This window comes from Streptomyces sp. NPDC001634 (assembly GCF_040298185.1).
GTDB lineage: Bacteria > Actinomycetota > Actinomycetes > Streptomycetales > Streptomycetaceae > Streptomyces.
The window spans coordinates 144,719-166,605 of record NZ_JBEOZU010000003.1 but is presented as its reverse complement, the minus strand read 5'-3'; the positions used below and the strand labels follow the sequence as shown (position 1 = coordinate 166,605).

The window sequence follows — 21,887 nt, the reverse complement described above, 5'->3', positions numbered from 1 at the left end:
GCGCAGCGCCGACACGCCACCCCGTACGACCGGCCTAATCGCCGAGGCTGTCCAGCCACTTGAGGAGCAAACGCTGCTCTTCGTCTCCCAGTGAAGGCACCGGAGCCCGGCGCAACTGGGCGGCCAGCTGGATCGCCGTACGGCCGGAGGACTCGCCGCCCGGATCCGGGGCCGGCGTACCGATGCAGGCGGCGAAGACGGCGTCGCGCACTTTGGCGGACAAGCCGGGGTCGGTGTAGATGTCGGGGCGCACCAGGAGCCCCAGGGCAACGCCGATGTTGGCCGACAGGATCTGCTGTGCAGCAAGCTCCGGTGGGATGCGCAGCGCACCCGCCTGCGCACACCGCTCCAGCGTCCTGGTGAGCATCTCGAAGACAGTGCGCGGCGCTGTCGGCTGCTGCGCGAGCGTGGGAGAGAACATCAGCCGGTAGATCGCCGGGCGCTCCAGCGCGAAGGCGATGTGGTCGTCCCATCCGGCACGGAGATCGTCGAGAGGATTGCCGGTGACCTCGAGCGCCTTTTTGCGCTGGATGTAGCGGTCGAAGCCGTGGTCCACGAGGGCACTGAGCAGCCCGGCCTTGTCGCCGAAGAGACGGTAGAGCACGGGCTGGCCGACCCCGACGGCCTCACACACGGCGCGCGTGGAGATGTCATGCCCGGGCGATGCGGCGAGCTGTTTCTCGGCTGCCTGCAGCATCCGTAGGCGGAGTTCGGACTGGTCAGTCATGTTATCAACGCTACGCGAAGGGACTGGATACCGCTACGGGTGTCCCTTGGTCCGGACTCGTATCACCGATATCGGTCAACTGTTGTCGTCGATTCCGATCGCTGTTATCGTCGATTGCGCGATCGAGCTATCAGTGATTCTTGGAGGAGGAAACCCATGAACGACATCACTTCGACCCGCGTCGCCCTGGTCACGGGTGGCTCCGGCGGCATCGGCCGTGCCGTCGTCGAGCGGCTCGCCGAGGACGGCTTCGCCATCGGCGTGCACTACGCCCGGAACAAGGACAAGGCCGACAGCCTGGTCGAGGAGATCACCGTGGGTGGCGGCAGGGCCATCGCTGTAGGGGGCGACGTCGCCGACGAAGACGCGATGGCCGAGGCGTTCGACGCCGTCGAGGCCGCGTTCGGCGGCATCGACGTGCTGGTCAACACGGCCGGCATCATGCGGCTCAGCCCCATTGCGGACCTGGACCTGGACGAGCTCGACCTGGTCCACCGCACCAACATCCGCGGCACCTTCGTCGTCGATCAGCAGGCGGCCCGACGGTTGCGCGGTGGCGGGGCGATCATCAACTTCTCCACGTCGGTCACCCGCACCCAGTTCCCGGCTTATGGCGCGTACGTGGCCGGCAAGGCGGCCGTCGAGGCGATCACCCTGATCCTCGCCCGCGAACTGCGCGGCAAGGACATCACCGTCAACGCGGTCGCTCCCGGCCCCACCGCCACCCCGCTCTTCCTCGACGGCAAGGACGAGGCGACCATCGACAACCTTTCCAAGGCCGCGCCGCTGGAGCGGCTCGGCAGGCCGGAGGACATCGCCGAGACCGTTGCCTTCCTCGCCGGGCCGGCCCGCTGGGTGAACGGCCAGGTCCTGTTCAGCAATGGCGGCCTCGCCTGACCCACCGCACTCGACGAAGAAGCGCACTGAAGAAGCGCATTGATTCCACGGACGACTGGTCCTGCACGTCCATCGAGCGCATTCTCGCCGACCAGGGCCGCCTCGACGTGGTGGTCCACAACGCCGGGCACATGGTGCTGGGCCCGACCGAGGCGTTCACGCCGGAGCAACTGGCCCAGGTCTAACACCGCACGGGCATCCAGGAACTGCTCACCGACGGAGCGACTCTTCAGGTGCTCGCCTCCCGCGAAGGTCCCGACGGACGCCGGTCTGCGAGGAGGGCCGACGGGGGCCGGTCCCAGGCCGCCGGACAGCGGCGCGGAGCGCGACTGCCACGCGGGGAATGCAGGCGCGAGGGACGTTGTTACAGCCCACGAAGCTGACATGCGCGGGACAGGATCCCGTGATGTGGGCGAAAGGAGGACCTCATGGCACGCAACACCGTGCGCCCCGTCGTCAGGCTGAAGTCGACGGCCGGGACCGGCGTCACCTACGTGACGCGCAAGAACCGCAACAACAACCCCGACCGGCTTGTGCTGCGCAAGTACGACCCGGTGGCCCGGGAGCACGTCCTCTTCCGCGAGGAACGATGACCCGAGCCTCCGCCACCCCGCGGACGGCCACGAGGAAGGAAACCCCATGAGGCCTGGCATCCACCCCGTCTCCCGCCCGGTCGTCTTCCGTGACCGCGCGGCGGACGTCGCGTTTCTCACCCGCTCGACCGCGCACTCGTCGAGGACGATCGAGTGGGAGGACGGCAACGTCTACCCGCTGGTCGACGTCGAGATCTCGTCGGCGAGCCACCCGTTCTACACCGGCACCTCGCGGGTCGTGGACACCGCCGGCCGTGTGGAGCGCTTCGAGCGGCGCTACGGCCGCACGGCCCGCGCCCACCGTTGACCGCGGGCCGTGCCGAGCAGAAGGAGGACACCGTCATGAAGGTGCGCAAGTCCCTGCGCTCACTGAAGACCAAGCCCGGGGCGCAGGTGGTGCGCCGGCGGGGCGTGACGTTCGTCGTCAACAAGAAGAACCCCCGCTTCAAGGCCCGCCAGGGCTGACGGGAAAGCCGATCGGTCCGGCCCTGCACGTCGCGGGGCCGGGCCGACCGACGTTGTGAGCCGGCCCGGCGGGCCCTGTTCCATGGGCGCGGGCTGCTCCGCCGACCGGGTGGTCAGCCCAACCGCTCGGCGAGATGGTCACCGACCCTGAGCGCGTTGGCGATGGCCGTCAGGGACGGGTTCACCGCTCCGATGCTCGGAAAGAAGCTGGTGTCCACGACATAGAGGTTGTCCAGGTCGTGGGCCTTGCAGTTGACGTCGAGGGCGGAGGACTCCGGGTCCGTGCCGAACCGGACGGTGCCGGCCTGGTGCGCTGTGGCGCCGATGGGCATGCCCTTGTGCAGATAGATGCTGTGCGGCAGCAGGTGGTGCTCGTGCATCCCCAGCTTTCCGAGCATCCCCTGGAGTTTGTGGCGCAGTCGCTTGAGCCCGGCGATGTTGTTCTTCTCGTCGAGCGCGAGCCGTACGTTGCCGTCGGCGTCCACGGTCACCCGGTTGTCCGGGTGCGGCAGGTCTTCTCCGCACAGCCAGAAGTCGACCGCATGGTGCGCGAGCACCTCGAAAGGCATGTCGGGGGTGATGACGCCCGCCCAGCGCGGCGCCTCGCCATGGATCTGCTCCGCGTCCGACTTGCCGAGCATCTGAATCCCGCCGAGGGGATAGTCCCAGTCGTCCGCGCCCAGGTACCAGTCGTGCAGGGCGAGGGTCTTCTGGAACGCGGTGGGGTTGGGCTCCTTCGACACCGCCATCAGGGCCAGGTTGTTGTGCCGCATGTAGTGGCGGCCGACCACGTCGGAGCTGTTGGCCAGCCCCCTCGGATGCCGGTCGTTCGCCGAACGCAGCAGCAGGAGCGCGGAGTTGACCGCGCCGCAGGCGACCACGACGATGTCCGCCGAGAAACTCACCGTGCTGCCGTCGCCGAGTTCGGTCACCACTGCCGTGACCGTCCGGCCGGAGGAGTCGGTCCCCAGCCTGCGCACATGGGCGCGGGTGATCATGGTTACCTTGTCGTGCTTCAGGGCGGGATCCACACAGATCACCTGGGCGTCGGACTTGGCACCCAGCAGACAGGGGAAACCGTCCACCCGGTCGCAGCGGATGCAGACGCTGTAGTGGGCGGCGCGGCCCTGCTCGTTCTGGGTGAGGTTGACACCGATCGGCAGGTGGAAGGGGTGCAGGCCGTGCTTCTCGAGGTCGTCGCTGAGCTGCTGGATCCGTGGCTCGTGCTCGACCGGCGGAAACGGGTACTGCGCGCCGGCCGGGCCCTCGGTCGGATCCTCCCCGTGACGGCCGTGTACGAGGTAGAGCTGCTCCGCCCGCGTGTAGTACGGCTCCAGGTCGTGGTAGTCGATGGGCCAGGCGGGTGAGATCCCGTCGTGGTGGCGGAGCTCGCCGAAGTCCTCGGGACGGAGGCGGAACAGCGCGGCGCCGTAGAACTTGGTGTTCCCGCCGACGTAGTAGTTCACCTCGGGCGGGAAGGCGTTGCCGTCCTTGTCGTACCAGTACTCCGGGGCACGGTACCTGCCCTTGACGAAGACCGCCGTGGAGTCCCAGTTGTCACGCTCGCGGGGCAGGTAGTCACCACGTTCGAGGATGAGGACGCGCTTGCCGGTCGACGCCAGCCGGTGCGCCAGGGTGCCGCCGCCCGCGCCGGTGCCGATGACGACGACGTCGTAGTGCTGATCGCCGGCCACGGGGGATTCCATTCTGGAGTCGTTGCCTGCCCTGCCCGTGCCCGGCTCGACCGGCCTCGGGCACTCGGCGGGAGGCGGCACGCCGTGACCCGGCCACCCGCGCAGGACAGGTCCTTTCACGGGCAAGCTACAACGGGGCCGGCCGGGCGGCACTTCAGAGATCCGGCGCCGTTGCGGGGCGCGGAGCAGAACACGCCCCGGCTCCTCCGCGAGCCTCGTCGCGGCAGCAGTGGAACACTGTCGCATATCGACTGTCGCTCGCCACTCGTCGAGGGCGCGGCCGTACGAGTCGCCGGCCGGGTACACCCGCAGCCTCTCGACCGGTCGGCGCGAATGGGGTCCACGTGATGGCATCGGCCGAGGCACCCGTCGGCGCCAGGCTCCTGCTGCCGTTCGCGCCGTCCGCCCTCGGCGGACTTCCCGAGGGCTGGCCCGCGGCCGTCTGGGACGGTACCGGTCGGCCGCCCTCCGGACGGGTGCTGGAGACGGTCGAGTTCTTCGTCGTCCCCTACACCTTCACCACCGCAGCGCTGCCCCTGCTGTCAAGGCTGCCGAGCCTGCGCGTGGTGCAGTCCCTGAGCGCGGGCGTGGAGGACCTGGTGCCGCGTCTGCCCGCCGGTGTCACGCTCTGCAACGCCAAGGGAGTCCATGACGCGAGCACGGCCGAGCTCGCGGTGGCGCTGGTCCTCGCATCCTTGCGCGGGATACCGGACTTCGTCCGCGCCCAGGACGCGCAGCGGTGGTCCCGCGGCTTCCGGCCCGCACTGGCCGACCGGACCGTCCTGATCCTGGGATACGGGGCCATCGGCGCTGCCGTCGAGGCGCGGATTGCTCCGTTCGAGTGCGTCCTCGCGCGGGTGGCGCGCAGGGCACGGGAGGCGCCACAGGGGCCGGTGCACGCGCTGGAGGACCTGCCGTTCCTGCTGCCACAGGCCGACGTGGTGGTACTGACGGTGCCTCTCAACGAGGCCACCCGCGGCATGGTCGACGCGGACTTCCTGGCCCGGATGAAGGACGGCGCCCTCCTGGTGAACGTCGCCCGGGGCCAGGTGGTGAACACCGCCGCGCTGGTGCACGAGCTGCGGGCCGGGCGCGTGAGCGCGGCCCTCGATGTCACAGACCCTGAGCCGCTCCCACCCGGGCACCCGCTCTGGACGGCTCCGAACACCCTCATCACCCCGCATACGGCCGGTATCACCTCGGCCTTCCATCCGCGCGCCCTGGCGCTGGTACGGGCGCAGCTGGCGCGCTACACGGCAGGCAGGCCGGTGGCCAACGTGGTGGTCACCGGAGGCGGCTGACGGGTCGTCGGACTGCGCCGGCCGGCCGACACTCGGTGGGGTGAGCCGCGTCGCGTCGGCCCCTCGTGCCCGCGCGGCGCGTGCTCGACTGGGGCCGAGTGTCCTGCGATGGGATCCGTATGAGCCACCTCGACCTCGCCAGGCTGCAGTTCGCCATGACGTCGGTCTACCACTTCCTCTTCGTGCCGGTCACGATCGGGCTGAGTTTCCTGACCGCACTGCTGCAGACAGGCTGGCACCGCACCGGCAGAGCCGAACTGCTGCAGCTGACACGGTTCTTCGGCACCCTGTTGGTGATCAACACCGCGGTGGGTGGGGTGACCGGGCTCGTCCAGGAGTTCCAGTTCGGGATGGACTGGTCGGCGTACTCGCGCACGGTGGGGCATGTATTCGGCGCCCCGCTGGCCACGGAAGGTCTGGCCGCGTTCTTCCTGGAGTCGACGTTCCTCGGGCTCTGGCTTTTCGGCTGGGACCGGCTGCCCCGACGGGTGCATCTTGCGACGATCTGGCTCGTGACGGCGGGCGCGGCGCTCTCGGCGGCCTTCATCATGGCGGCCAACTCATGGATGCAGCACCCGGTCGGTCACGGCATCGACCCGTCGACCGGCCGCCCGCAGCTCAACGACGTGTGGAAGCTCTTCACCAACTCGGTTTTCCTGCGCGGGTATCTGCACGTGATCCTGGCCTCGCTGGTCACGGGCTCGGTCCTCATGCTGGCCGTCTCGGCCTGGCAGCTGCGCAGGGGAAGGGGCCCGCTCGCCTTCCACGCCTCGGCCCGGCTGGCGCTGGTGGTCCTCGTTCCCGTACTTCTGATGGCGATGCTGGTGGGCAGCGAACTGGGGGTGACCGAGGGCAAGTACCAGCCCATGAAGATCGCGGGTGCGGAGGCCCAGTGGACCACCTGCCGGCCCTGCTCGTTCTCGCTCTTCCAGATCGGTGGCGGCAAGAACGACGACACACCCACGAAGATCATCGCAATCCCACACCTGCTCTCACTCCTGGCCACCAACCACTGGAACGGCCAGGTACTGGGCCTCGACGCCGTCCAGGCCCAGTACCAGCAGCGGTACGGGCCGGGGGACTACGTGCCGGACATCTTCATCCAGTACTGGTCGATGCGGGTCATGGCCTACCTCGCGGCCGTGGTGCTGCTCGTCGGGCTGTGGGGCCTGTGGCTGCTGTGGCGGAAGCGGCTGAGCACCGCGCGGTGGTTCCTTCGAGTCGCGGTCTGGATCGTCGCCCTGCCGTTCCTGATGAACACCGCCGGCTGGCTGCTCACCGAGAACGGTCGGCAGCCGTGGATCGTGCAGGGCATCCAGCTCACCAGGAACGGCGTCTCCCCGTCGCTGACCACCACGACCGTCGGCACCAGCCTCCTGGTCTTCTTCCTCCTCTACGCGGCGCTGGCGATCGTGGAGGCCGTGCTGATCAGCCGATATGCGCGCAAGGAGCTCGCGCCGCCTCCCGTCGAGGGCAAGCCCCAGCCGGCCCTGACCTACTGACACCACGCCACCTCAGGGGGTTGCCCGATGGCGCTCGCCACGTTCTGGTTCATCCTGACCGCCGTCCTGTGGACGGGCTTCTTCGTCCTGGAGGGCTTCGATCTGGGCGTCGGCATGCTCCACACCGTCGTCGCCCGGGACGAGGCGGGCCGGAGGGCGGCGATCAACACGATCGGGCCCTTGTGGGACGGCAACGAGGTCTGGCTGATCGTCGCCGCGGCGGCGATGTTCGCCGCGTTCCCCGCCTGGTACGCGACCTTGTTCTCCGGCCTCTATCCCGCCCTGGTCGTGCTGCTGGCCGGGCTGATCGTGCGGGGGGTGTCGTTCGAGTTCCGCGGCAAGGACGACGGCGTGCGCTGGCGCCGTACCTGGGACGCCCTGCTGACCTGCGGGAGCCTGCTGGTCCCGCTGATCGTCGGGATCGCGCTGGGCGACCTGCTGCGCGGGATGCCGATCGACCGGAACCAGGAGTTCACGGGCGGCGTCGGCGACCTGTTCTCCGCGTACTCCGTGTTCACGGGCATCACACTCGTCCTGCTCTGTCTGCTGCACGGAGCCACCTTCATCGCGCTCAAGACCACCGGCGCCGTGGAGCACAGGGCGGCGCTGCTGGCCCGCCGCATCGCACGTGTCGCGGCCCTGGCCGTGCTGGCCTTTCTGCCCTGGACCCATTCCGTCGCGGGCAAGAACGTGCTGCCGAACATCGTCCAGCTCATCGCGTTCCTGGCGGTCCTCGCCGCAGCCTGGCTGGTGGCCGGACGGCACGAGGGCTGGTCCTTCGTGGCCACCACGGTCGCGATCGCCACCACGATCCTGTCGATCTTCGCCGACCTCTACCCCCGGCTGATGGTCTCCAGCACCGACCCTGCCTTCGACCTGACCGTGCGCAACAGTGCCTCCGGGGCCTACGCCCTGAAGGTGATGAGCGTCGTCGCGATCGTCTTCTTCCCCCTCGTGCTCGCCTACCAGGGCTGGACCTATCACGTCTTCCGGCTGCGCATCTCCGCCGAGCAGTTCCGTCCGTCCGCCCGGGCGCCGGAGTGATGGGGGGTCACAGGAGCGCGATCGGGTTGACCGGGGAACCGGTGGCTGCCGGCAGCCGGAGCGGGGCGATCACGCAGAGGAACGACCAGCGGCGCAGTTCCTCGCAGACCGGCACGAGGTCCTCGAACTGAAGCCAGTCGAGCAGATGGATCCCCATCGCGTGCACAGCGAGCACATGGATCGGGAAGCCGACGCCTTGCGTGGTGCTGGGCGCCGCGTCGTTGTTGCCGTCGCTGCCGAGGACGGCGACCTGCCGTTCCGCCAGGAACTCCATCGCGCCCGGGTGGAGCCCGGCCCGGGCCGCAGCGGTGTTCCAGGGGCCGAGCTCGCTGCGACGGCGGCGATGGCCGACCCGGACGAAGAGCAGGTCACCGGAGCCGACACGGACGCCTTGCGCGGCTTCGGCCCCGGCCAGTTCGTCTGAGGTCACCTGGTCGCCCGGCTCCAGCCACGGCACACCGCGCAGCCGGGGGATGTCCAGCAGCACCCCACGGCCGACGATCCCGTCCCGGGCCAGCGCGACGGAGAGCTCCTCGGCGCCCTGGGGCGTGACACTCGACGCGTCGACGCCCCCGTACAGCGTGCCGTCGTAGATGACATGGCAGAGCGCATCGAGGTGACTGTCCACATCACCGTGCACGTTCATGTCGAAGCGGTCCCTGGCGAACTGCAGGCCGCTGCTGTCGATGCTGCCCGCGACGGCCCCGGTCATACGATGGCGCGCGGGCTCGGGATCGTCCGGTCCGGGGTGAGTCTCCACCGGGGCGGCCAGGCTCACCTGACGCCCCGTCCGGACCTCGCGGGTCGCGGTGACCAGGCGGGCCGGGGTGAGCAGGTCGAGCGCCCCGCGGCCGACCGCCCCGCCCGGGGGTTCGCGGCGCACTCGCCGGTACAGCGCCCGGAACTCGCCCGCGCTGATGGGCGGAAGGCTTCGGTGGCCGGCCACTCAGAACCTCTGCTTCGTGTCAGCGGCGACGTCCGGGGTCCCACGCTGCCATGGTCGGGGACTGTCCACCGCCACACTCCGGGCTCTCCGGTCGACTCCCGAGGAAGCTATCCGAGCCGGTGGCGCCCCAACGGGTATGCCTCGGGTGTTGTCCGACGGATCGCTCGTACGGCCGAGGGGGTGCGGACGGCCCGCCGCGGCAGTCGAGGACGGCGCACCCGCACTACCTCGCGCGCGGTTTCGCCCGGACGTGCATGCGTTCGCCCTGCGGTCCGAACAGGCTGAGGACCTCCACCGGCGCCTCTCCGGTACTGCCGAACCAGTGCGGCAGGCGGGTGTCGAACTCCGCGGCCTCCCCGGCCCTGAGCACGATGTCGTTCTCGACGAGCACCAGCCGGAGTCTCCCATTGAGCACGTACAGCCACTCGTAACCCTCGTGCGTACGCCGGTCGGGCTCGTGGCGCGTGGCGTCGATGGTCATCTTGAACGCCTGCAGCCCGCCGGGGTGCTGGGTCAGCGGCACGATCGTCATGCCCGCGTGCTTCATCGGCTTCAACCGCACCCGTGGGTCACCCACCGGCGGCGCGCCGACGAGCTCGTCGAGCGGCACCTGGTAGGCGCGGGCAAGCGGCAGCAGCAACTCCAGGTTGGGTTTGCGCTCGCCGGATTCAAGGCGGGACAGGGTGCTGACCGAGATGCCGGTGATCTCCGCGAGCCGGCTCAGGGTGGTGCCGTGCTGCTTGCGCAGCGCGCGGAGCCGTGGGCCCACGGAAGCCAGGACCGTAGCGTCGTCGTTTGCCATATCGGCAACTCTACTTTGCCGAATTTGCCGGACGGAGTAACTCTGGGCGCCGAGTGAAGGGAGAACCGCGGTGGACGAGGCGTATGACGTGGTTGTGGTGGGCGGTGGCGCCGCCGGACTCAGCGGCGCCCTGGCGCTGGTGCGGGCGCGGCGCTCGGTGCTGGTGGTCGGGTCAGAACAGCAGGATGGACGACATCCAGGCCGCCGTGCTGCTCGCCGGACTCGACCGGCCGGCGGACGACATCGCCTGCCGTGCGGAGCTTGCCGTCGCCTATGGCGAACGCCTCGCGGGGCTGCCGGGAATCCGGCGGCTGCCGACCCTCGATCCGCGTGAAACGGCCACCGAGCCGGTGCACAACGTCTGTCTGATCGAGGTCGACCGCCGAGACGCGCTCGTCGAATTCCTGGCCCGGCGCGGTATCGGGACAGAGACGTACTATCCGCTGCGCCTGCATCTCCAGCCCTGCTTCGCCGAATTGGGGCATTCCGTCGGAGCCTTCCCGATGGCCGAGTCCGCGTGTCGGCACACCCTGGCCCTGCCGTTCCACCCCGACCTGACGATGGATCAGGTCGATTACGCCTGCGACACGATTGGGGCCTTCGCCGAGGGAGAAGCGCGTTGAACGCCCGCGACATCCTCCAGCCGTGGCCGCTGCCCGCCCAGGCGGAGCACCACGGTGCCGTACCCAACGATGTACAGCTCTCAATGCGCCGGTCGTCAGCCCGACTTGGACAGCAGCTCGAGGATTTCGTCCGTGGTGCCGGGTTCGCCGATCAGTGGGAAGATCCACGAGACGCTGTGACGGTGCGCGTCGGCGTTGATGTCGGTCATCGCGTCGACCGCGAACGTGACGTAGCCGTGCTCGTGGGCGGCGCGGGCGGTGGACTCGACGCCGAGACTGGTTGCGACCCCGCCGAGCACGATCTGCGTGATGCCGCGGCGGCGCAGCTGCAGGTCGAGGTCGGTACCGTGGAACGCGCCCCAGTTCCGCTTGGTCACCAGGATGTCCCCGGGGTGGCCGGACAGCGGCTCGACGACCGGGCCCAGATCGTGCGGGCGGGCCCTGTCGCCGGCGCGGCGGGCCGCCTCGCTGCGGCCGGGTGTCGCGTCGGCCCCGTCGGGCGAGGTTGCCGCAGTCTTGGCGTCCAGGGCGGTCACGGCCACGATGCGGCACCTTTCCTGAGGCCGGAGATCACTGCCGACGGTGAACTGATGCTCTCTCAATCGGGCAGCACACCAGGCGAGTTAGTTGTCCCAATCAATCTTTCGGGCCGACCCGCGGCGATGCCGCTCGCGCTCTCCTCATGCGGCTCAATATTGTGCATTCCATTGACGGCGGTCAGAAATGAGCCCTACATTCCCTGGCGTTCAGTGCACTGAGCATCTGTAACGGCCAAGCTCCCCACCCCACCCCACCGACAGGAGCCGACGTCATGCGCGCCCGCACTCGCCCCCGCATCACCCTGGCCGCCCTTGTCGTGGCCGTGTCCACGGCACTGGCCACCCCCACAGCCTCGGCAGCCCCAAGCGACACCGGCACCACGGCCACCCACCTCACCGGCACCCTCACGGACGGCGCCGACTGGATCGCCGACGTCCCCGCCCGATGGAACGGCACCCTGCTCCTCTTCAGCCACGGCTTCGGCCCGACGGTCGCACGGAACGCCCCCTCGGACGCCGTACGTACCGAACTGCTCGCCGAGGGCTACGCGCTGGCCGGTTCCTCCTACGACCCGGGCGGGTCGATGTGGGCCCTGGCCAGTGCGGAACAGGACCAGTTCGCCACGCTCGGCGCGGTGACCGCGAAGATCGGCAAGCCGCGGCGCACCCTCTCCGTCGGCCAGTCCATGGGCGGTCTCGTCAATGCGCAGCTCGCCCGCGACGGCGCCGGACGCATCCACGGGGCGCTCGGCCTGTGCGGTCTCGTCGCGGGCGGCACCGACCTGGACAACTATCAGCTCGACGCCGAATACACGATTGCCCGCCTTCTGCTCCCTGATGAGCAGAGCGAGCAGCCGAGCCTCGTCCGCTTCGGCTCCGCCGCCGAGGCGGCCACCACCGCCCAGCGGCTCACCGCTGCCGTCAATGTCGCCCAGGCCACCCCGCAGGGCCGCGCCCGCATCGCGCTGGCCGCCGCCTTCCTCAACCTGCCCGCCTGGGCGCCCGGTGAGACAGCACCCCGGTCGACCGACTGGGCGGGACAGGAGGAACAGCAGTACGCCTGGTTCGCCCAAGGCATCCTGTCGTTCATCGAGAACGGCCGGTACGCGGTCGAGCAGTCCGCCGGCGGCAACAACTCCTGGAACCGGGGCATGGACTACGCCCGCCTCCTCGCCGGCTCCGTCCACGCCCCGCAGGTCCGCGCCCTGTACCGGGCGGCCGGACTCGACCTGGGCGCCGACCTCGAGAACCTGACCGAAGGCGCCGCGATCACCGCGGACCCGGCAGCGGTCCGTACCGCACAGCGCACCTCTTCCGCCGGTCAGGGCCTCGGCGTACCGCTGCTGGACGTGCACACCGTCGCCGACAACCTCGTACCGGTCGAACAGGAGCACCGGTTCGCCGATCGGGTGCGCGCGGCCGGTGACGGCGCACTGCTGCGGCAGGCGTACGTCCAGCGGCAGGGCCACTGCACGTTCACCACCGCCGAGACGGTCGCCGCCCTGCACGCGCTCGAACACCGCGTCACCACCGGCCACTGGGGCGATGCCGCGAGTCCGGCCGCCCTTGAGCAGTCGGCGGCCGCGCTCGGCCTGGACGGGGCGGCGTACGTGCCGTACCGGCCGGCGGAGCTGACCGTGGGCCGCCAGGGCCCGTCGCGCCGCGTACGCGACTGACGTACTGCACGCACCATGGCGGGACCGCCCGGCATGCTGCGGAAAGATTTCGGCATGATGCAACGACAGGCGGTGACGGTCGGCGTCGACCTTGCTGCGAGCGCACGGCGTACCGCCGTGTGCCGAGTGGTCTGGGGCAGGGACGCGGGCGGCTTGACGGTGGAGTTCATCGAGCCGGAAGGGGACGAAGAGCTGCTGGCGGTCGTCCGGGCGGCGGACAAGACAGGCCTGGACTGTCCTCTGGGCTGGCCGTCGCACTTCGTGGCCACGGTCCTGGCCCACCATCAGGGCGTGCGGCTGCCGCCACCGGTCAGGTTCGAGGAGCGCCCGGACGGCAGGCCCGGTCTGGATGCGCTGCGGTTCCGGTTGACCGACGACCTCACCTGGAAGGTGACCTCGATGCGGCCTCCTCTGTCGGTGTCCACCGATCTCCTGGGTGTCGTGGCGCTGCGAGCGGCCTATCTTCTGGATGCCCTCGCGGCGAGCGGTGTTGCCGTCCCCCGGGACGGGTCCGGACCGGTTGCCGAGGTCTACCCCGCCGCCGCACTGCGGCGGTGGGGGATCCACCTCACCCGCAGCTACAAGAGCGCCACACCCGGGGCGCGTGCCGTGCGGGAGCACATCGTCGGCTCGGTCGAGACAGGGCTGGGCGTTCCACTGCCCGAGCCGGTGCGTGCGCAATGCACCGACAGCCACGACCATCTCGACGCCCTGCTCTGTGCTCTGGTCGCCCGCGCCGTGCAGGTCGGGGACACCGTATGGCCGCGTTCGGCCGACGAGCGTGCGGCCGCCCGGCAGGAGGGCTGGATCCACCTGCCCGGCAGGGATCTTGCCGTCCTCAATCGCTGACCTGGCAGGCCCGGCTTGCATCGAGCACGCCCGGCGCCGGTACGACGGAGTCCGGGCACCCGCGGGCCCGGACCCGTACCTCATGCTGCGAGCGCGTGACCGGGGTGCAGCACCACCTTGGTGTATCCCTCGATCCGCTTGTCGAACTTCTCGTAGGCCAGCGGGGCCTGGTCCAGCGGCAGCTCATGGGAGACCACGAAGCTCGGCTTGGCACGCCCGGCGATGATCAGGTCGCACAGCTGACGGTTGTACAGCTTCACGTTGCACTGACCGGTGCCCATCTGCTGACCCTTCTCGAACATCCTGCCGATGGAGACCAGCAGCTGACCGTGCTTGGCGTGCTCATCGGGTGCGCCCGGGTCGGCGGGCACGTACAGACCCGGTACGCCGAGCATGCCGGTCGGCCGCACCGTCTCGACGAGCTCGTTGAGGACGATGGCGGGTTCCTCGTGGCTGGCGTCGTGCGCCTGAGCCTGGTACCCGACGGCGTCCACGCCCTTGTCGGTTCCCTCTCCTCCTGTCTGTTCCTTGATCTGCTCGGCCGGGTCGCCCTTGGTGAAGTCGATGGGAATGGCCCCGATCTCCTCCGCCTTGGCGAGCCGCTCGGGCACCCGGTCGACGGAGAACACCTTCGACGCACCGCGCAGCAGCGCCGAGTAGGCGGCCATCAGCCCCACTGGTCCGGCGCCGTAGACGGCCACGCTCTCGCCAGGGGACACCTGGGCGAGTTCGCACCCGTGGTAACCGGTCGGGAAGATGTCGGCGAGCAGGACGAAATCGGTCTCGAACTCGTCACCCGGTGGCAGCTTCAAGCAGTTGAAGTCGGCGTAGGGCACCCGCAGCCGCTCGGCCTGGCCACCGGTGAACGGGCCCATCGCCACATATCCGTAGGCTCCGCCGGCGAAGCCGGGATTGACCGTCAGACAGAAACCGGTCTTCCCGGCGAGGCAGTTCTTGCAGAATCCGCAGGCGACGTTGAAGGGCATCACCACGCGGTCGCCCTTGGACAGGGAGGTCACGCCGCTCCCGACCTCCTCGACTATGCCGAGGTTCTCGTGTCCGAAGACGATGCCCGACCGGGCAGCGGTGCGGCCCTCGTACATATGCAGGTCCGATCCGCAGATCGCGGTCGACGTGACCCCTACGATCACGTCGTTCGGGTGCTGGATCTGTGGATCGTCGACGTCCCTCACGGCCACGCTGAAAGGCTTCTCATAGACAACGGCTTTCACCTGGGTCACCTCCGCGTCGAACGTTCGATGACGGCGGCGACACACGGGCCGCTACCGGGGGACACAGAGGGGCGGGGGCGTCGGTCCGTGCCGCGGCCCCGGGCGCTCTCGCTTCACCGCCGGATACCTCCAGGTAACGCCGGTGAGACACCGGCCGCAACCCATGTCGTACGAGCCGGGCCGGCCCGTACGACGGCCTACTGGGCTCGGGCGACGAGGAGGGCGACGTCGTCGTGGTCGTCCGGGTGGCGCAGTCCGTGCAGCAGGAGGTCGCAGGTGTCCTCCAGGGGCCGCTGGGGATCGTCGAGGAGGTCGAGGAGGGCGTTCAGACGGTCGTCGATGGGGTGGTGCCGGGTCTCGACGAGGCCGTCCGTGTAGAGGACCAGGAGGTCGTCGGGGTCGAGCTCGGCGGCGGTGGTTTCGAAGGAGATGCCGCCGACGCCGAGCGGCGCCCCGGTGGGCAGGTCGAGCAGCGTCGGGGCGCGGCCGGGGCGGGCCAGCGCGGGCGGCATATGTCCTGCGTTGGCGATCCGGCACCGCCTGCTGTGGGGGTCGTACACGGCGTAGAGGCAGGTGACGATGTAGTGCTCCAGATCGCAGGTGATCTTGTCCAGGTGCTGGAGCACCGAGTCGGGTGCGAGATCCAGGTCCGCGTAGGCGCAGGTCGCGGTGCGCAGCCTGCCCATGGTGGCGGCGGCGTCGATGCCGTTGCCCATGACATCGCCGACGACCAGCGCGGTCTTGTCGCCGGCCAGGGGGATCACGTCGTACCAGTCGCCGCCCACCTCGCTGGTGGCCTGAGCGGGCTGGTAACGGGTGGCGAGCTCAAGGCCGGTGTGGTGCGGTGGGTGGTCGGGCAGCAGGCTGCGCTGGAGGGTGAGGGCGGTGTTGCGCACGCTCTGGTACCAGCGGGCGTTGTCGATGGCCACGGCTGCCCGGCCGGCCAGCTCAGTGGCCAGGACGACGTCGTCCTGGTCGAACGGGAGGGGGTTGCGGGTGCGCTTGAGGTCGAGGGCGCCGATCACCTCGCCGTGGGCGATCAGCGGCACCGCGAGATAGGAGTGGACGCCGGCGCGGGCCAGGAGCGAGGTGGCCTCGGCGTTACGGGCGATACGCCGTAGATCCTGGTCCCCCACGTGGCGCACCAGGACCGGGCGGCCGGAGTGCACGCACAGGGTGACCAGGCGGTCCCCGTCGTAGGCCGCGAGGTCACCGGGACGATCGGCGGCGCGGAGGGCCACGGTGGGATGGGCCGCCTTGAGGGCCAGGGCGCGGAAGAGCTCCGGGCCGTTGTCCGGTTTGCCGCTACGGCGGAAGGCGAGTGCGGAGTCGAGGACATCCACGGCGACCACGTCGGCGAGTTCGGGGGTCGCGATCTCGGCCAGTTCGCGGGCCGTCTGGTCCACCTCCAGCGTCGTGCCGACGCGGGTGGAGGCGTCGGCGATGAGGGCCAGCCGGCGACGGGCCCGGTCGGCCTCGGTGGCCGCGCGGTGCCGCTCGGTGACATCGACGACCGAGGTGGCCGCGCCGAGAACCCGCCCGCCGGGGTCCTCCAGCCGGTAGAAGGAGAGGGACCAGGCACGGTCGTGATCGGGGTCGGCGGGGGTGCGGCCGACGTGGTACTGGTCGAGCAGCGGGGTGCCGGTGGTCAGCACCTGGTGCAGGGCGGACTCGATGGTGTCCATGTCGGGGAACGGCAGGGTCTCCCTGAGGTGGCGGCCGATGTGGTCCTCGGCGGGTATGCCGTCGATGCGCTCCAGTGCGGGGTTGACCAGGAGATACCGCAGGTCGGGGTCCATCAGGGCCAGGCCGATGGGGGACTGGTTGATCAGCCGTTCGCACAGTGCAAGGTCGGTCTCGACGCGCTGAAGGGTGGTGTGGTCGGCCGCGATGCCCAGGGCGTAGACGTCGCCGACATCGTTCAGCAGCCGCATGTTGCGGAACTCCATCAGGCGGGTGCTGCCGTCCTTGTGCCGGATGGGGAAGGCGCCGGCCCAGCTCCGGCCGGTCTCCATCACCTCCGCGAACAGGCTCAGGACCGACTGCAGATGCTCGGGGCGAACCATCAACCGCGCCGCGTACTGGCCGAGGGCCTCTTCCGCGGTGTACCCGAAGAGCTCCTCGGCCTGGGGGCTCCAGAACACGATGCGCCCGCTGATGTCCAGCACCACAGCGGCGATGCTGAGCATGTCCAGCAGGCCGGTCGACCGGGGCTGTCCGGCGCCGGGCTGGTCGCTGTCGGTCTGGAAGGATTCGGCTGTCATCCCAGATCTTCCTCCGCCTGCCGACGCGACATGCTGTCCGCTGCCGGCATCGCTCCACGCCCGGGTCCTGGCTCCCGGTACTTCCATGCTGCCCCCGGGCGCGTGACCTGCCCAGCCCAGAGCGGGATGCGTCGGCATGCCGAGGAGAGCGGCGATGTGTTTCACCCTTGCCTCGTCCTGCCACGGGGCATCGTGCGCTACAAAGGGAACGTGGGGGAGATCCGGAACGAGATCAAGGGCGGTACGTTCTTCGGCCCCGTGGTACAGGCGGGCACCATCGAAAGCCTCGTGCTTCCGCCGCCCACCCTGGTGGCGCTGGCAGGGCTGCCGCCTGCGCCGGAGCTCTTCATCGGGCGCGATCGTCTCCTGAGTGAGGTGCTGGAGGACGTACGCCCGCGCAAGGCGCCGCCGCGCCCGCCGCAAGGCGCACGCGGCATGCCCGTGTGGAACTGGCGCACGGCTGTCCGTACCTGGGAGCAGCACAGGACCGTGGTCGTGCTCTCCGGCCCACCGGGCGCCGGGAAGACTGCCCTCGCCCTGTGCGTCGGCCACGAGGCACAGGCACGCAGGTGGTACAACCACCAGCTCTACCTGGACTTACGCACTTACGAGGGCGCGTCGTTCAAACCCGACGTCACGGGAGCGCTCGGCGCACTGCTGCGGGCGCTGGGCGTTCCGTCCGAGTCGATGGGCCAGACCTTGCAGGATCGCACGACGCAGTACCGCAGCCGGATGCGGGAGCTGGCACAGCAGGGACATCCCGTACTCGTCGTTCTGGACAACGTCGCCACCCACGAGCAGATCGAAGCCCTGCTGCCGCCGCACCGGCGCAACTGCACCCTGGTCGTCGGCAGACAGCGACTGGCCGGAGCCGGGCTCACCGGGGCACGACAGCGCCAGGTCACCGTATTCGACGAGACGGAGGCCGTCGCCTTCCTGCAGAAGACGCTGAGCAAGGCCCGGCCCGACGACGAACGGGTGCGAGAGCTCGCGGACCTGCGCGCCCTCGCGGAGGTGTGCGGACACCTCCCGCTTGCTCTGGACCTCGCGGCCGCCAAGCTCGTGGCCGACGTGCGCATGCCCGTACGGACCGTCGTGGCCAGGCTGCACGGGGCCTCCGGACCGCTCGACCTCGGCTCCGGTTCCGTGGCGGTGCGGGCCGCGTTCGATGTGTCGTACGCCCGGTTGTCACCCGCACAGGCCAGGCTGTTCCGGCTGGTCGCCCTGCATCCGGGAGCCCACTTCCATGGAGAGGAGGCCGGCGAACTGGCCGGCCTGCCGCACGCCGAGACCGCCGAGCGGCTGGAGTCGCTGGCGAACGCCCATCTCATCGCGGAGAGCGGGCGGCAGCACGGCAGATACAGGTTCCACGACCTGCTCCGCCGGTACGCGCGTGAGCGTACCGAGCAGGAGGACACCGACTCCGAGCGGCGCGAGGCCGTCGAGCGGCTGCTGAGGCACTACGTGGGCATCACGGAACAGGCCGATGCCTGGCTCAGACACAGGTCCGGCCCCGAAGGCGGCCGCCGGTTCGACGATCGGGCTGCAGCTCGCCGCTGGCTGGACGCAGAACGTCCAGCGCTCGTCGGCGCCATCCGGCTGGCCGCGGCCTCCGGCTTCCCCGCGGAGGCCGCGGCGCTTGCCCTCCATCTGACCTACTACTTCGACCTGCGCAAACACTGGGACGACTGGACGAGTACGCACGAACTCGCCGCCGAGGCGGCCCGTAAGGCCGGCGACCGGGCGCGCCAAGGCGAACTCCTCGGCAACCTCGGCCGTGCCTACGCCCAGCGACGCAGGTTCGATGAAGCCCTCGACCACTACCGCCGGTCGCGCGCGGCCTTTCGAGCGGCGGACGACAGCGAGGGGGCTCGGGTCGTGCTCGGCCGGGTCCTGCGAGTCCTGCAGGACGTCCAGGGCTCCGGGGACACGTTGCGTGAGGCGGTGCGACGGTACGAGAAGGCCGCGGCCATCTACCGTGAGGCGGACGATCCCACGACACTGGCGAACGTCCTTAACAACCTCGGCAACCTCCACTTCAGCAGCGGCTCCTACAGCAAGGCATCCGCCTGCCACAAAGAGGCACTGGAGGTGCGCGAGCGGACCGGTGACACCCGTGGCGCAGCCCAGTCCCTCGTCAACCTCGGCAATGCGTTCCGACGTGCGGGCATGCCGGAGGAGGCAGCCGGCCGCTACGAACGCGCCAGGGAACTGTTCCGCGAGATCGACGACCGATACGGCGAGGCGCAGGCCCTGGAGAACCTTGGGCTGGCTCAGCTGACGTCCCGGCGTCTGCGCGCGTGCCGGAAGACCTGGCGGGCCGCTGCCGCCTGCTTCGCCCAGGACGGCCACTGGCCGGAGGCCGAGCGGTTGAGCATCGCTGTCAGGTCGCTGGGCAGGTGGCGACGTCGTCAACAGGCGATCGAGGCACTCGTCGGCCGAGTCGCGCCGGCCTACGACGTGGCGATGACGGTGGGGGGCTCGCGGCAGCGCACCGCGGCCGCTCCCGAGGATTCCCAAGGCAGCCGTGGTGGCGGACGGTACAACGGCGGCTCGCCTGCCGGGGGCCTGTCGGCGGGACTCGGCGACCACGACGGCGATGGCGCTGTCGGGGGCGAGCCGGACCCGGATCAGGACCACGGTTCGCACCATGACCCCGGGCACTCCATCGACGCGGGCGACCATCACGAGCTGCACGAGTTCGATGGAGGCGACCTGGACCACGTCGACGACCCTGAGCACGTCGACGACCCGGAACACGTCGACGACCCGGAACACATCAATGTGGCTGAGACCGAAGCCGTGGGGGACCACGGCATTGAGTACGGCGTCGGAGACGATGGGGGACCGGGTGACGACGACGGTTGGGACGACGACTGACGGCGGTGACGGCCACGACCGGCGGCCTGGAACCGGGGCGACGGGCGCCGGAGGCCGCGGCCCGACCGCAACGGACGAGTCCGGGACGTGCGGCCGAACACACCGGTGGGGCTCGTCGGGCGCTACGGCGCGCAGTCGGTGCGTGTGCCGGTCGAGGAGGCGGCGCGGGTGGACCGGCTGGTTGCCGATCGAGGAGGCGGCGCGGGCGGACCGGCTGGTCGAGACGCCGGCGGCCGAGGCGCGCGCCCGCCGGACGCGCAGAGCGTGGAGGTGCAGCGGCATCTGCTACTGACCCTGCTCCTGAGGGCCGAACGCCACTACGACCATGCCCGCGCCGACGGGTCGCTGAGCGATGACGGCGACACACAGCTGCGCCGTCGCTTCGCGGCCCTGCTGGAGCGGGACTTCGGGCACCACCACGACGTGGGTCACTACGCGGACGGGATGGGTGTGCCGACGGCGGTGCCGGTCCGCGCGCTGTCCCACAGCACCGGTCGCCCGACGAAGGCCCTGATCACGGATCGAGTCATGCTCGAAGCGGCACGGCTGCTGCGGTTGAGAGAGGGCGCGCCCCCTCTCGGCGGCGGTCCGACGCCGTAACCTTCCGTGAACAGGGATCATTCGTCCTGTTGATGAACTCGGCTCTGCGTCCCGGGAGCGCGCCATGAACCTGGCCAGCCTCGACCTCAACCTCGTGGTCGCCCTGCGCGCCCTGCTGGAGGAGCGCAACGTCACCCGCGCCGGTCGGCGCATCGGCCTGAGCCAGCCCGCGATGAGCGCCGCGCTGGCCAGACTCCGCCGCCACTTCGACGACGACCTGCTCTCCCGCGCCGGCGGCCACTACGAGCTGACCGCCCTGGGACAGGTCCTCCTCGACCGCACCTCGACCGCCTGCGACCTACTGGAACGCCTCTTCACCAGCCAGGCCGACTTCGACCCCGCGAAGGAGTCCCGGGAGTTCACCCTCGTCGCCTCCGACTACGCGGTCGCCGTCTTCGGAGCCGAACTCGCCCGCACCCTGCACGAGGAGGCGCCGGGCGTCCGGCTGCGCTTCACCCAGACCCCGCCCGGAATCGTCGAGCAGACCGGCACGCTCCTGAGTACGACCGACGGCCTGCTCATGCCGCACGGCATCATCAGCGGATTCCCCGCCACCGAGCTGTATCAGGACCAGTGGGTCTTCCTCGTCTCGGAGGACAACCCCGAGGTGGGCGACCACCTCACCCGGGTGGATCTGGCGCGGCTGCCATGGGTGACGTACCAGCGCACCTATGACTCTCCGCCGGTCCGGCAGCTCGGCATGCTCGGCATCGAACCGAGGGTTGAGGTCTCCGTCGACAGTTTCCAGGTGCTGCCCTTCCTGGTCGCCGGCACCCGCCGTATCGCGCTCGTCCAGGAGCTCCTGGCCCGGCGTCTGAGCGGCGTCGCCCCCGTGCGGCTGATGAAACCGCCCCACGAGGCTGTTCCGCTGCGGGAGGCCATGTGGTGGCACCCGGTCCACACCCACGACGCGGCGCACATCTGGCTGCGGGAGACGGCTGCGCGGGTCGCGGCGTCGGTGGGCGGTCCGGACGAGGGCCCATCGGCAGGTCATCCGGTGGGCGGGTGATCGTGTCCGGTACTTCGGGCATGTGGGGGCCAGGCCTGGCGAAGCCGCAAGCAGTCAGGTGTTTCACGGGATCGGGGCGCCCGGCCGCGGTCGGCGAATTCCACGTTGGACACGGCCGCGGTGTGCCCGCCGCATCCGGTCCCAGCCGCGCTGAAACCCACCCGAAGGCGGGCCGGGACAGGCCGGTGAGGGCGCGGCCTGTCCCGGTGGCGGGAGCGGGGTTTTCGTGCCGGGGTCAGGCGTT

The 21,887-nt window shown here is 70.1% G+C and carries 19 protein-coding genes and 3 pseudogenes; 15 read left to right on the top strand and 7 right to left on the bottom strand.

The genetic code is table 11. The features are described from left to right. Nucleotides 1-34: 34 nt before the first annotated feature. Complete coding sequence (locus tag ABT186_RS03265; protein WP_351923357.1) at nucleotides 35-727, bottom strand: TetR/AcrR family transcriptional regulator; 693 nt, start codon at nucleotides 725-727, stop codon at nucleotides 35-37. A 156-nt stretch (nucleotides 728-883) separates the two neighbouring features. Between ABT186_RS03265 and ABT186_RS03260 the strand changes: the two genes are divergently transcribed. The 5 genes and pseudogenes from ABT186_RS03260 to ykgO all read left to right on the top strand — a co-directional run bounded on the left by ABT186_RS03260 (nucleotide 884) and on the right by ykgO (nucleotide 2,682). Next, nucleotides 884-1,624 (top strand): SDR family oxidoreductase, encoded by a 741-nt coding sequence (locus ABT186_RS03260; protein WP_351228290.1) that lies wholly within the window; start codon nucleotides 884-886, stop codon nucleotides 1,622-1,624. A 77-nt stretch (nucleotides 1,625-1,701) separates the two neighbouring features. After that, a pseudogene (locus ABT186_RS03255) lies at nucleotides 1,702-1,806 on the top strand (oxidoreductase); the annotation flags it as partial. Nucleotides 1,807-2,052: 246 nt separating this feature from the next. Beyond that, nucleotides 2,053-2,217 carry a 50S ribosomal protein L33 gene (gene rpmG, locus ABT186_RS03250; RefSeq protein ID WP_351228288.1) on the top strand — a complete coding sequence of 55 codons (165 nt, stop codon included), beginning with the start codon at nucleotides 2,053-2,055 and terminating at the stop codon, nucleotides 2,215-2,217. A gap of 46 nt (nucleotides 2,218-2,263) precedes the next feature. Beyond that, nucleotides 2,264-2,524, top strand: a complete 261-nt coding sequence (locus ABT186_RS03245) for a type B 50S ribosomal protein L31 (RefSeq protein WP_351228286.1) — start codon at nucleotides 2,264-2,266, stop codon at nucleotides 2,522-2,524. 35 nt (nucleotides 2,525-2,559) lie between these two features. Beyond that, nucleotides 2,560-2,682 (top strand): type B 50S ribosomal protein L36, encoded by a 123-nt coding sequence (gene ykgO, locus ABT186_RS03240; protein ID WP_351228284.1) that lies wholly within the window; start codon nucleotides 2,560-2,562, stop codon nucleotides 2,680-2,682. Nucleotides 2,683-2,795: 113 nt separating this feature from the next. Here the strand turns inward: ykgO and ABT186_RS03235 are convergent, their stop codons facing one another. After that, entirely contained in the window at nucleotides 2,796-4,388 is a 1,593-nt protein-coding gene (locus tag ABT186_RS03235; protein WP_502973132.1) for a GMC oxidoreductase, read from the bottom strand. A 335-nt stretch (nucleotides 4,389-4,723) separates the two neighbouring features. On the opposite strand from ABT186_RS03235, the gene ABT186_RS03230 reads away from it, so the two are divergent. The 3 genes from ABT186_RS03230 (at nucleotide 4,724) to cydB (ending at nucleotide 8,223) form a co-directional block, all read left to right on the top strand. Next, complete coding sequence (locus tag ABT186_RS03230; RefSeq protein WP_351228280.1) at nucleotides 4,724-5,677, top strand: 2-hydroxyacid dehydrogenase; 954 nt, start codon at nucleotides 4,724-4,726, stop codon at nucleotides 5,675-5,677. 119 nt (nucleotides 5,678-5,796) lie between these two features. Continuing rightward, nucleotides 5,797-7,179, top strand: a complete 1,383-nt coding sequence (locus ABT186_RS03225; RefSeq protein ID WP_351923353.1) for a cytochrome ubiquinol oxidase subunit I — start codon at nucleotides 5,797-5,799, stop codon at nucleotides 7,177-7,179. Nucleotides 7,180-7,206: 27 nt separating this feature from the next. Next, nucleotides 7,207-8,223 carry a cytochrome d ubiquinol oxidase subunit II gene (gene cydB, locus ABT186_RS03220; RefSeq protein ID WP_351923351.1) on the top strand — a complete coding sequence of 339 codons (1,017 nt, stop codon included), beginning with the start codon at nucleotides 7,207-7,209 and terminating at the stop codon, nucleotides 8,221-8,223. Nucleotides 8,224-8,230: 7 nt separating this feature from the next. Here the strand turns inward: cydB and ABT186_RS03215 are convergent, their stop codons facing one another. Further along, complete coding sequence (locus ABT186_RS03215) at nucleotides 8,231-9,142, bottom strand: cyclase family protein (protein ID WP_351228332.1); 912 nt, start codon at nucleotides 9,140-9,142, stop codon at nucleotides 8,231-8,233. 250 nt (nucleotides 9,143-9,392) lie between these two features. Further along, nucleotides 9,393-9,971 (bottom strand): helix-turn-helix domain-containing protein, encoded by a 579-nt coding sequence (locus tag ABT186_RS03210; RefSeq protein WP_351228274.1) that lies wholly within the window; start codon nucleotides 9,969-9,971, stop codon nucleotides 9,393-9,395. Between the two features lie 70 nt (nucleotides 9,972-10,041). Between ABT186_RS03210 and ABT186_RS03205 the strand changes: the two are divergent. Next, nucleotides 10,042-10,110, top strand: a pseudogene (locus tag ABT186_RS03205) (hypothetical protein); the annotation flags it as partial. Nucleotides 10,111-10,156: 46 nt separating this feature from the next. Beyond that, nucleotides 10,157-10,594 carry a DegT/DnrJ/EryC1/StrS family aminotransferase gene (locus tag ABT186_RS03200; protein ID WP_351228272.1) on the top strand — a complete coding sequence of 146 codons (438 nt, stop codon included), beginning with the start codon at nucleotides 10,157-10,159 and terminating at the stop codon, nucleotides 10,592-10,594. A 95-nt stretch (nucleotides 10,595-10,689) separates the two neighbouring features. Here ABT186_RS03200 and ABT186_RS03195 read toward each other — a convergent pair. Beyond that, a pseudogene (locus ABT186_RS03195) lies at nucleotides 10,690-11,097 on the bottom strand (isochorismatase family protein); the annotation flags it as partial. A 308-nt stretch (nucleotides 11,098-11,405) separates the two neighbouring features. Here ABT186_RS03195 and ABT186_RS03190 point away from each other — a divergent pair. After that, nucleotides 11,406-12,809, top strand: coding sequence for an alpha/beta hydrolase (locus ABT186_RS03190; RefSeq protein ID WP_351923349.1), 1,404 nt, complete (start codon nucleotides 11,406-11,408; stop codon nucleotides 12,807-12,809). A 54-nt stretch (nucleotides 12,810-12,863) separates the two neighbouring features. Beyond that, complete coding sequence (locus ABT186_RS03185; RefSeq protein ID WP_351228268.1) at nucleotides 12,864-13,658, top strand: DUF429 domain-containing protein; 795 nt, start codon at nucleotides 12,864-12,866, stop codon at nucleotides 13,656-13,658. An 80-nt stretch (nucleotides 13,659-13,738) separates the two neighbouring features. Here the strand turns inward: ABT186_RS03185 and ABT186_RS03180 are convergent, their stop codons facing one another. Together ABT186_RS03180 and ABT186_RS03175 are read right to left on the bottom strand one after the other, a co-directional pair. Beyond that, nucleotides 13,739-14,890 (bottom strand): glutathione-independent formaldehyde dehydrogenase, encoded by a 1,152-nt coding sequence (locus tag ABT186_RS03180; RefSeq protein ID WP_351228266.1) that lies wholly within the window; start codon nucleotides 14,888-14,890, stop codon nucleotides 13,739-13,741. Nucleotides 14,891-15,087: 197 nt separating this feature from the next. Beyond that, on the bottom strand, nucleotides 15,088-17,154 hold the full coding sequence (locus ABT186_RS03175; protein ID WP_351228264.1) for a SpoIIE family protein phosphatase: 2,067 nt from the start codon (nucleotides 17,152-17,154) through the stop codon (nucleotides 15,088-15,090). A 210-nt stretch (nucleotides 17,155-17,364) separates the two neighbouring features. On the opposite strand from ABT186_RS03175, the gene ABT186_RS03170 reads away from it, so the two are divergent. The 3 genes from ABT186_RS03170 to ABT186_RS03160 all read left to right on the top strand — a co-directional run bounded on the left by ABT186_RS03170 (nucleotide 17,365) and on the right by ABT186_RS03160 (nucleotide 21,643). Continuing rightward, complete coding sequence (locus ABT186_RS03170) at nucleotides 17,365-20,034, top strand: tetratricopeptide repeat protein (RefSeq protein ID WP_351923347.1); 2,670 nt, start codon at nucleotides 17,365-17,367, stop codon at nucleotides 20,032-20,034. Between the two features lie 87 nt (nucleotides 20,035-20,121). Further along, a complete protein-coding gene (locus ABT186_RS03165; protein ID WP_351923345.1) occupies nucleotides 20,122-20,634 on the top strand; it encodes a hypothetical protein in 513 nt (170 codons plus the stop codon). Between the two features lie 64 nt (nucleotides 20,635-20,698). Further along, nucleotides 20,699-21,643 carry a LysR family transcriptional regulator gene (locus ABT186_RS03160; protein ID WP_351923343.1) on the top strand — a complete coding sequence of 315 codons (945 nt, stop codon included), beginning with the start codon at nucleotides 20,699-20,701 and terminating at the stop codon, nucleotides 21,641-21,643. Nucleotides 21,644-21,887: the final 244 nt, after the last annotated feature.

Coding starts and splice junctions, on each gene's coding strand:
- ABT186_RS03265 (WP_351923357.1), bottom strand. CDS start 727: ATGACTGACCAGTCCGAACTCCGCCTACGGATGCTGCAGGCAGCCGAG.
- ABT186_RS03260 (WP_351228290.1), top strand. CDS start 884: ATGAACGACATCACTTCGACCCGCGTCGCCCTGGTCACGGGTGGCTCC.
- rpmG (WP_351228288.1), top strand. CDS start 2,053: ATGGCACGCAACACCGTGCGCCCCGTCGTCAGGCTGAAGTCGACGGCC.
- ABT186_RS03245 (WP_351228286.1), top strand. CDS start 2,264: ATGAGGCCTGGCATCCACCCCGTCTCCCGCCCGGTCGTCTTCCGTGAC.
- ykgO (WP_351228284.1), top strand. CDS start 2,560: ATGAAGGTGCGCAAGTCCCTGCGCTCACTGAAGACCAAGCCCGGGGCG.
- ABT186_RS03235 (WP_502973132.1), bottom strand. CDS start 4,388: ATGGAATCCCCCGTGGCCGGCGATCAGCACTACGACGTCGTCGTCATC.
- ABT186_RS03230 (WP_351228280.1), top strand. CDS start 4,724: ATGGCATCGGCCGAGGCACCCGTCGGCGCCAGGCTCCTGCTGCCGTTC.
- ABT186_RS03225 (WP_351923353.1), top strand. CDS start 5,797: ATGAGCCACCTCGACCTCGCCAGGCTGCAGTTCGCCATGACGTCGGTC.
- cydB (WP_351923351.1), top strand. CDS start 7,207: ATGGCGCTCGCCACGTTCTGGTTCATCCTGACCGCCGTCCTGTGGACG.
- ABT186_RS03210 (WP_351228274.1), bottom strand. CDS start 9,971: ATGGCAAACGACGACGCTACGGTCCTGGCTTCCGTGGGCCCACGGCTC.
- ABT186_RS03200 (WP_351228272.1), top strand. CDS start 10,157: ATGGACGACATCCAGGCCGCCGTGCTGCTCGCCGGACTCGACCGGCCG.
- ABT186_RS03190 (WP_351923349.1), top strand. CDS start 11,406: ATGCGCGCCCGCACTCGCCCCCGCATCACCCTGGCCGCCCTTGTCGTG.
- ABT186_RS03185 (WP_351228268.1), top strand. CDS start 12,864: ATGATGCAACGACAGGCGGTGACGGTCGGCGTCGACCTTGCTGCGAGC.
- ABT186_RS03175 (WP_351228264.1), bottom strand. CDS start 17,154: ATGACAGCCGAATCCTTCCAGACCGACAGCGACCAGCCCGGCGCCGGA.
- ABT186_RS03160 (WP_351923343.1), top strand. CDS start 20,699: ATGAACCTGGCCAGCCTCGACCTCAACCTCGTGGTCGCCCTGCGCGCC.